The organism is Streptococcus porcorum (assembly GCF_053203725.1).
On sequence record NZ_JBRUDG010000049.1, the window covers coordinates 1 to 8,783 of the forward strand.

An 8,783-nucleotide genomic window follows, 5' to 3' on the forward strand; every position below is an offset into this window, starting at 1 on the left:
AAATAGCGAAGATTTTGTGATATACTAGTCATGAGAAGATTCCTTTTTGATGAGTGGTGGTACTCTTATCATATCAGGGAATCTTCTTTTTGACTTCTAGAAGTCTCACATCTATTGTAACGCTACAGCCAGAGGTATCTAGCATAGAGATAAGTATTGAAAAAATAGATGATTTTTGATAAACTAGGTAGAAAGACAATTAAGGAGACAAGATGACGGAACGTGGTTTATTGATTGTTTTCTCAGGCCCATCAGGTGTGGGAAAAGGGACAGTCAGACAAGAAATTTTTAGTCACCCAGGCAATAAATTTGAATATTCAGTATCAATGACGACACGTCCACAACGTCCAGGTGAGGTTGATGGTGTAGACTATCATTTCCGTACGCGCGAAGAGTTTGAAGAACTCATCAAGCAAGGGCAGATGTTAGAGTATGCTGAGTATGTTGGAAATTATTATGGCACGCCCTTAACCTATGTCAATGAGACCTTAGATAAAGGGATTGATGTTTTCCTTGAAATTGAAGTACAAGGAGCGCTTCAAGTTAAATCAAAAGTGCCAGATGGTGTCTTTATTTTTTTAACGCCACCTGATTTAGAAGAATTAAAAGGTCGTCTTGTTGGACGTGGTACAGATAGCGCAGATGTCATTCACCAACGTATTGAACGTGCTAAAGAAGAGATTGCCTTGATGCGTGAGTATGATTATGCCGTTGTTAACGATGAGGTTCCTTTGGCAGCGGAGCGTGTGAAACGCATTATTGAAGCAGAACATTTTCGTGTTGATCGTGTCATCGGACGTTATACGGATATGGTTGCTATTGAGACAAAAAGATAAAAATAGAAAAGTGGTAAAAAGTTATGATGTTAAAACCGTCTATTGATAAGTTGTTGGACAAGGTACCATCAAAGTACTCTCTTGTCATTTTACAAGCAAAACGTGCACATGAATTAGAAGCAGGTGCAGAGCCTACTCAAGAGTTTAAATCTGTGAAATCTACCTTGCGTGCCTTAGAGGAAATTGAGTCTGGTAATGTTGTGGTTCATCCAGATCCAGAGTCTAAGCGCCAAGCTGTTCGCCGTCGTGCAGAGGAGGCTCGCTTAGCAGCAGAAGAGGAAGAACGTAAAATCAAAGAACAGATTGCAAAAGAAAAAGAAGAAGAAGGAGAAAAAATCTAAGGTTGCTTCAATCTTAGATTTTTCAATTCAATCGCTAAAGGAAGGATAGGAGGAGAGAGATGCCTAAAATTGCTAAAGTTATTGTGGATATTCCACTACAGCAGACGGATAAACCCTTCTCTTACCTTGTTCCAGAAGGGACTTTTATTGCTGAGGGGATGCGTGTTCATGTTCCATTTGGACGTGGCAATCGGCTTTTACAAGGATTTGTGGTTGGCTTTGAGGAAAATGAGGGGAAAGAGTTAAAAACGATTGGTGAGGTTCTTGACTTAGAACCAGTTTTGAGCCAAGAACAGCTCTTTTTAGCAGATCAAATAAGAAAAACTGTTTTTTCTTATAAAGTCTCCATCTTAAAAGCTATGCTGCCAAATCTACTACAGTCAACCTATGACAAATGGTTAGAAGCTGAGGAGGCCTTATCTGAGGAGGACAGGAGTGTACTTTTTCAAGGAAAATCGGGTATTTTATTTTCAGACTTATCACCTGTTTTAAGAGAGAAAGCTGCGCAATTCGTTAGCCAAGGAAAAATCAAGGTGACGTATCTGGCAAAAGATAAGCAAACGATTAAAACTGAAAAACACTATCAAGTTAAGGTGTCTAGATTACAGGAGCATACTATTAGTAATCGGGCGAAGAAACGTCAGCAGTTAAAGGACTATCTTTTACTAAAATCCTCTTATAAAGGCACCTTAAAGGAATTATATGACTTATTTTCTCGTGATGTCGTGACTTATTTTGTCAAAGAAGGTTTACTAGAGGTGGTAGAGGTTGCTGTTAACCGCAGTGATATCTATTTTGAGGGGATAGAAAAAGAGACTTTCCTTGCCTTAAATGAAGAGCAGAATCAAGCAGTTGAAGCTATCCTTTCTCAAGTAGGGGAAAATCGTCCGACTCTCTTACAAGGGATTACTGGTAGTGGCAAAACAGAAGTCTATCTTCATGTTATTGATCGGGTACTGAGGATGGGGAAAACAGCGATTGTCCTGGTTCCTGAGATTTCTCTAACCCCTCAGATGACGAAGCGTTTTATTTCTCGATTTGGAGAAAAGGTAGCGATTTTACACTCAGGCTTGTCTGATGGTGAGAAATATGATGAATGGCGCAAGATAAAAAATAAGGAGGCTCAAGTAGTAGTTGGAGCTAGATCTGCAATCTTTGCGCCCTTAGATAATATTGGTGCCATTATAATTGACGAGGAGCATGAAGCCTCCTATAAACAAGAGTCTAATCCTAGATATCATGCTCGTGATGTTGCTATTTTACGTGCCAATTATCATGGGGCTAGTTTGGTTTTAGGGAGTGCGACACCAAGCATTGAAAGTCGTGCACGGGCCAGTAAAGGGGTCTATCGTCATCTTTTACTGACCAAGCGTGCAAATCCTTTGGCGCAGATTCCAGATGTGGCTATTGTTGATTTTAGGGACTATATTGGACAACAAGAACTCTCTAATTTCACGCCTCCTTTGTTAGAAAAGATAGGAGAGCGTTTGGCTAAGAAAGAGCAGATTGTCTTAATGCTAAATCGACGTGGTTATTCCAGTTTTGTCATGTGTCGTGATTGTGCTTATGTGGATACTTGTCCTAATTGTGATATTTCCTTGACGCTCCACATGGATACCAAGACGATGAATTGCCATTATTGTGCTTATGAAAAGTCTATCCCAAGGCTATGCCCTAATTGTCATTCTAGAAGTATCCGTTATTATGGAACAGGTACTCAAAAGGCTTATGATGAGTTATTAGAATCTTTTCCGAGTGCTAGGGTCATTCGGATGGATGTTGATACAACACGTCAAAAAGGGGCTCATGAGACTTTGTTGGATCAGTTTGGAAAAGGAGAGGCTGATATTTTATTGGGAACTCAGATGATTGCTAAGGGCTTGGATTTTCCTAATGTAACCTTAGTAGGCGTTCTAAATGCAGATACGGCTTTAAATCTACCAGATTTTAGATCAAGTGAGCGTACTTTTCAACTTTTAACGCAAGTAGCTGGTCGTGCTGGTCGTGCAGACAAGGCTGGCGAAGTTCTTATCCAAACTTATAATCCAAAGCATTATGCCATTGCCCTAGCAAAAGAGCAGGACTATGAGGCATTTTATCGTCATGAGATGGCTATTCGCCATCAAATGCAGTATCCTCCCTACTACTATACGGTTGGACTGACCTTATCTCACAAAGATGAAGGAGTGGTGACGCAAAAAAGTTATGAGGTACTAGCCTTGTTGAAAGAATATTTGTCTTTGCAAGCCAAGTTTTTAGGACCAGCTCCAAAACCTATTGCAAGAACCCACAACCTTTACCATTATCAAGTCATGATCAAGTATCGTTTTGAGGATCATTTGGAGGAGGCTCTAAATCAGATTTTAGCTTGGACTCAGCTTCCAGATCAAAAAGATTTACGCTTGATTATTGACCATGAGCCACAGAATTTTGTCTAATACATGGCTGTGGTATAATAGAAAAAAGAATTTAGAGGTATGACATGACAAAATTGATTTTTATGGGAACACCAGATTTTTCTGCGACTGTCCTAGATGGCTTGTTATCACGTTCAGACTATCAGATTTTAGCTGTGGTGACACAACCTGATCGCGCAGTGGGACGTAAAAGAGAAATAAAGATGACGCCTGTCAAAGAGTTGGCACTTGAAAAAGGCTTGCCAATCTATCAACCAGAAAAACTATCAGGCAGTCCAGAGATGGATGAGTTGATGGCACTAGGTGCAGATGGTATTGTGACAGCAGCTTTTGGGCAGTTTTTACCAGAAAAACTCTTGCAATCTGTTTCCTTTTCAGTTAACGTACATGCTTCGCTTCTACCCAAATATCGTGGAGGAGCCCCAATTCACTATGCAATTATTAATGGGGAAAAAGAAGCAGGAGTGACCATTATGGAGATGGTTAAGAAGATGGATGCCGGAGATATGATTTCAAAACGTGCTATTCCCATCACAGATGAGGATAATGTTGGGACCATGTTTGCCAAATTAGCAGTGGTTGGACGTGATTTGCTTCTTGATACCCTTCCAGATTATATAGCAGGCCATTTGAAGCCTGAGCCTCAAGATGAGAGTCAGGCTACATTTTCTCCTAATATCACAGCAGAAGAGGAAAGTTTGGAATGGTCTAAGAGTTCGTGTGAGCTCTTTAATCAGATTAGAGGGATGTACCCGTGGCCAGTAGCTCATACGCTTTACCAAGGAAAACGCTTTAAAATTTATGAAGCCACTCCAGTTGAAGGGGAAGGGATTCCTGGTCAGGTGATTGAAAAAACTAAGAAGAGTCTAATTGTAGCAGCAGGAAATGGCGCTTTATCGCTGAAAACAGTACAGCCTGCTGGTAAGCCTAAGATGGCAGTTGTGGACTTTTTAAATGGTGTTGGGCGTGAGATACAAGTAGGTGATCAATTTGGCCAGTGATTGGAAAAAGACAAGTCGTGGACAGGCTCTTCAGATTTTAGAAGAAGTTTTTGGAGATGGAGCATATTCTAATATCGCTCTGAATAAGCAGTTAACACAATCACACCTATCTGACAAAGACAAAGGTTTGGTTACTGAGATCGTTTATGGGACAGTTGCTAGAAAACTGACGTTAGAATGGCATCTAGCTTATTTTATTGAGGATCGTGATCGCTTGGAGCCATGGGTTTATACCCTTTTGTTACTGAGTCTCTACCAAATGCTTTACTTAGATAAGGTCCCTAATCATGCCATTGTAAATGATGCGGTTACCATTGCTAAAAATCGTGGTAATAAAAAAGGTGTAGAGAAACTGGTTAACGCTGTCTTACGCCGCATTGAGCGTGAAGGTGTTAGAGATTTTTCAACGATTAAACGCATCAATAAGCGCTATTCCATCCAATATTCTTTGCCGGTTTGGTTAGTAAAAAAATTGATTGAGCAGTTTGGAGTAGAGCGGGCAGAAGCTATTTTTAAGAGTTTATTTGTTAGAAATAAAGCTAGTGTTCGTGTTGCAAAGGTATCGGATTTGGAGTGCTTGGCACAGGCTACCCAGTCAGAAAAGTCTATCTTGTCACCGGTAGGCTTAGTCAAATCATCAGGACATTTTGCAGCTAGTCAAGCCTTTAAAAATGGACAAATAACTATCCAAGATGAAACGAGTCAGTTGGTAGCACCTACTTTAGAAATAGAGGGGTGGGAGACCATGCTTGATGCTTGTAGCGCACCAGGTGGAAAAACGGTTCATATGGCTTCTTATTTAACCAGCGGTCATATTACAGCACTTGATCTCTATGATCATAAATTAGCTCTCGTAAATGAAAACGCTCAACGAATGGGAGTAGCCGATAAGATTAGTACACAGAAGTTAGATGCGACGCAAGTGCATGCACATTTTCCAAAAGAGCATTTTGATAAAATTTTAGTTGATGCTCCCTGCTCTGGGATTGGTCTTATTCGTCGTAAACCAGATATTAAATATAATAAAGATAATCAAGATTTTCTGTCTTTACAGAAAATTCAATTGGAAATCCTATCTAGCGTTTGTCAAACACTAAAAAAAGGTGGTATAATAACCTATAGCACTTGTACTATTTTTAACGAGGAAAATCAAGATGTGATCGCCAAATTTTTAGAACAGCACCCTGATTTTGAACAAGTAGCACTTAAACATCCCAAATCAGAGATTGTTGTGGAAGGTTGTTTAATGATCACACCTGAACAATTTATGACAGATGGTTTTTTCATAGCTCAGCTAAGAAAAAAACTATAAACTGTTGAAGGAGGAACCTGACCTAGTCAGAATAATCATAGTATGAAAATTTCAGTTTTAACAGATATTGGACAAAAACGTTCAAGTAATCAAGACTATGTTAATAAATATGTTAATAAATCAGGGGTTACACTGATCGTTTTAGCCGATGGCATGGGTGGACACAGAGCGGGGAATATCGCTAGCGAATTGACTGTAACAGAATTTGGTTGTGCATGGGTAGATACTGATTATCAAGACCCAAACAGCATCATGGACTGGCTTAGAATGATGGTTGACGTGGTGAATCGTCGCGTTCATGAGTTAGGACAAGATGAAGAGTTTAAAGGTATGGGGACAACTGTAGAAGCAGCGGCTATTATTGGTAGTCACTTGGTTTATGCTCATGTTGGAGATTCTCGTATCAGCCTCATTAGAGATCAATCTTATACACAGTTAACGAGTGATCATTCTTTGGTGAACGCTTTGGTTAAAGCTGGTCAAATTACTCCAGAAGAAGCAGAGGTACATCCTCAAAAAAATATTATCACACAGTCCATCGGACAAGCCAATCCTGTTGAGGTTGATTTAGAGGAAGTAGGACTCTTATCAGGAGATCTTATTTTGATGAACAGTGACGGTTTAACCAATATGGTGTCTTCGCAAGAAATCACAGAGATTCTTCAAAATTCAGAAATGACCTTAGATACCAAAGCCCAGACACTTATTGATAAAGCCAATCAAGCAGGAGGTTTTGATAATATTACAGTTGCTCTCGTAGAAGTTGAAAGTGAGGATAAGTAATGATCCAGATTGGCAAATTATTTGCTGGGCGTTACCGTATTCTTAAATCAATCGGTCGTGGAGGCATGGCTGATGTGTATTTGGCAAATGATTTGATTCTGGATAATGAAGAAGTAGCTATTAAAGTTCTTCGGACAAATTATCAAACAGATCAGGTTGCTGTGACACGATTTCAGCGTGAGGCGCGTGCCATGGCTGAATTGGATCATCCTAATATTGTGTCGATTCGTGATATTGGTGAAGAAGACGGTCAGCAATTTTTAGTAATGGAATATGTTGATGGCGAGGACTTAAAAAAATATCTGCAAGATCATGCTCCGCTTTCTAATCAAGTCGCTGTCAGGATAATGCAAGAAGTCTTGTCTGCTATGACTCTAGCCCATCAAAAAGGGATTATCCACAGGGATTTAAAACCACAAAATGTCTTGTTAACACGAGACGGGCATGCTAAGGTAACTGATTTTGGTATTGCTGTTGCTTTTGCAGAGACGAGTTTAACCCAGACTAATTCGATGTTAGGAAGTGTGCATTATTTATCACCTGAGCAAGCTAGAGGCTCGAAGGCAACAGTTCAAAGTGATATTTATGCTATGGGGATTATGTTGTTTGAAATGTTGACGGGGCACATTCCTTATGATGGTGATAGTGCTGTCACGATAGCGTTGCAACATTTTCAAAAACCTCTACCATCAATTTTATCCGAAAATCCTACTGTTCCTCAACCATTGGAGAATGTTGTTATTCAAGCAACTGCTAAAAAATTAACGAATCGTTATCAGTCAACGATGGATATGCTGATGGATTTACGGACGTGTTTACATCCTAGTCGAGCTAAAGAAGCTAAAGTAAAAATTGAAGATCAGACTGACACACGAATTTTACCTAAAGCTGAGCCTAGCACAGCCATAACCAGTAGGGATCAACTGTTAAAAACACAGTCCAATAAAAAGCTAGGTTCCGATAAAGCACTGGATGCTTTGCCAGAGGCTGAAAACGCTACTACAAAAACTTCCAAGAAACCTGTTAAAAAGAAAAAGCGTGGCTTCCTAAGAGCTATGTTAACCATGTTACTTTTCTTGGTTTTAGCTAGTTCAGCTGCTTTTGCTTATTTTGCTTTTACTGGTCCCTCTACTGTTCAAGTTCCAGATGTCACTGGTAAAACATTGGAAGCGGCGAAATCAGAACTGGAAGCACAGGGATTTATAGTAGGAACGGTTTCAGAATCAGCTAGTGACAGTGTGGAGTCGGGGATAGTCATCTCTACGGATCCTAAAGCAGGAACTTCCCGAAAATCTGGTGCTACTGTTGGCATCACTGTTTCTAAAGGGATTAGTGGGATAACTTTAAAAGATTATGTGGGACAAGACTATGAAACAGTAAAAAGTGAGTTAATATCAGAATATGGTATAGATGAGAGCCGTATTGTTAAAAAAGAAGTTTCCACGAGTGAGTACACAGAAGGAACAATTATTGATCAAACTCCTTCCGCAAATAATACATTTACTGTAAACGGAAGTGACCAAATTGTATTTAAAGTAGCAGTTGAAGACATGGTATCTATTCCAAATCTGGTTGGGATGACTTACGCGGATGCTAAGAGTATTCTACAAGATTTAGGAATAAAGTCATCTCGAATTAAAACAGATATTAGTAATCCCTCTAGTCAAGCCATTGTGTATGCTCACTATCCTTATTATGGGGAGCAGTTTAGCCTAGGTTCAAATGATAATATTACCTTGTACTTGTCAGAGGAAACTGAAGACTCCTCTAGTACAGAGGAAGTACAAAGCTACAGTGAGAGCGCAAGTAGCAGTTCAAGTTCATCATCTAGTTCTCATTCTAAGACCAGTTCGGATTCTAGTACAGATACGACAATGACTGAAACAGACTCTAGTACAGATACAGAAAGTAGTTCAACTGAGTAGTGAATATAGAAGCTTTTAGATTTTTCTAAAAGCTTTTTATGTTCGGCTCTATAATTTCTGTAGTGGGTAAGAACACCGTGGAAATTATGGAGCCTTTTTGAATATAGAAAAAGGTCCCATATGACCTATAATGAAAAGCGACGAAACTCACATTAGAAAGGGTTCATA

The 8,783-nt window shown here is 39.6% G+C and carries 7 protein-coding genes; all 7 read left to right on the plus strand.

Features of this window, described 5'->3' with window-relative positions; genetic code table 11:
- The first annotated feature begins 212 nt into the window (after window positions 1-212).
- From gmk to pknB, 7 genes are read left to right on the plus strand one after another with little or no spacing between them, the layout of a single operon-like run.
- Entirely contained in the window at window positions 213-836 is a 624-nt protein-coding gene (gene gmk / locus ACVRWY_RS09075) for a guanylate kinase (RefSeq protein ID WP_354369870.1), read from the plus strand.
- A gap of 23 nt (window positions 837-859) precedes the next feature.
- Window positions 860-1,177, plus strand: a complete 318-nt coding sequence (gene rpoZ, locus ACVRWY_RS09080; protein WP_354369869.1) for a DNA-directed RNA polymerase subunit omega — start codon at window positions 860-862, stop codon at window positions 1,175-1,177.
- 59 nt (window positions 1,178-1,236) lie between these two features.
- A complete protein-coding gene (locus ACVRWY_RS09085; RefSeq protein WP_354369868.1) occupies window positions 1,237-3,615 on the plus strand; it encodes a primosomal protein N' in 2,379 nt (792 codons plus the stop codon).
- 44 nt (window positions 3,616-3,659) lie between these two features.
- A complete protein-coding gene (fmt, locus tag ACVRWY_RS09090) occupies window positions 3,660-4,595 on the plus strand; it encodes a methionyl-tRNA formyltransferase (RefSeq protein ID WP_354369867.1) in 936 nt (311 codons plus the stop codon).
- Complete coding sequence (gene rsmB / locus ACVRWY_RS09095; RefSeq protein WP_354369866.1) at window positions 4,585-5,907, plus strand: 16S rRNA (cytosine(967)-C(5))-methyltransferase RsmB; 1,323 nt, start codon at window positions 4,585-4,587, stop codon at window positions 5,905-5,907. Before fmt ends, rsmB begins: the two co-directional genes overlap by 11 nt.
- A gap of 42 nt (window positions 5,908-5,949) precedes the next feature.
- Complete coding sequence (locus ACVRWY_RS09100; RefSeq protein WP_354369865.1) at window positions 5,950-6,690, plus strand: Stp1/IreP family PP2C-type Ser/Thr phosphatase; 741 nt, start codon at window positions 5,950-5,952, stop codon at window positions 6,688-6,690.
- Complete coding sequence (gene pknB, locus ACVRWY_RS09105; RefSeq protein ID WP_354369864.1) at window positions 6,690-8,615, plus strand: Stk1 family PASTA domain-containing Ser/Thr kinase; 1,926 nt, start codon at window positions 6,690-6,692, stop codon at window positions 8,613-8,615. Before ACVRWY_RS09100 ends, pknB begins: the two co-directional genes overlap by 1 nt.
- The last annotated feature ends 168 nt before the right edge of the window (window positions 8,616-8,783 follow it).

What these genes read in the sequence shown, in the direction of transcription:
- gmk (WP_354369870.1), top strand. Translation starts at nt 213, where the DNA reads ATGACGGAACGTGGTTTATTGATTGTTTTCTCAGGCCCATCAGGTGTG.
- rpoZ (WP_354369869.1), top strand. Translation starts at nt 860, where the DNA reads ATGATGTTAAAACCGTCTATTGATAAGTTGTTGGACAAGGTACCATCA.
- ACVRWY_RS09085 (WP_354369868.1), top strand. Translation starts at nt 1,237, where the DNA reads ATGCCTAAAATTGCTAAAGTTATTGTGGATATTCCACTACAGCAGACG.
- fmt (WP_354369867.1), top strand. Translation starts at nt 3,660, where the DNA reads ATGACAAAATTGATTTTTATGGGAACACCAGATTTTTCTGCGACTGTC.
- ACVRWY_RS09100 (WP_354369865.1), top strand. Translation starts at nt 5,950, where the DNA reads ATGAAAATTTCAGTTTTAACAGATATTGGACAAAAACGTTCAAGTAAT.
- pknB (WP_354369864.1), top strand. Translation starts at nt 6,690, where the DNA reads ATGATCCAGATTGGCAAATTATTTGCTGGGCGTTACCGTATTCTTAAA.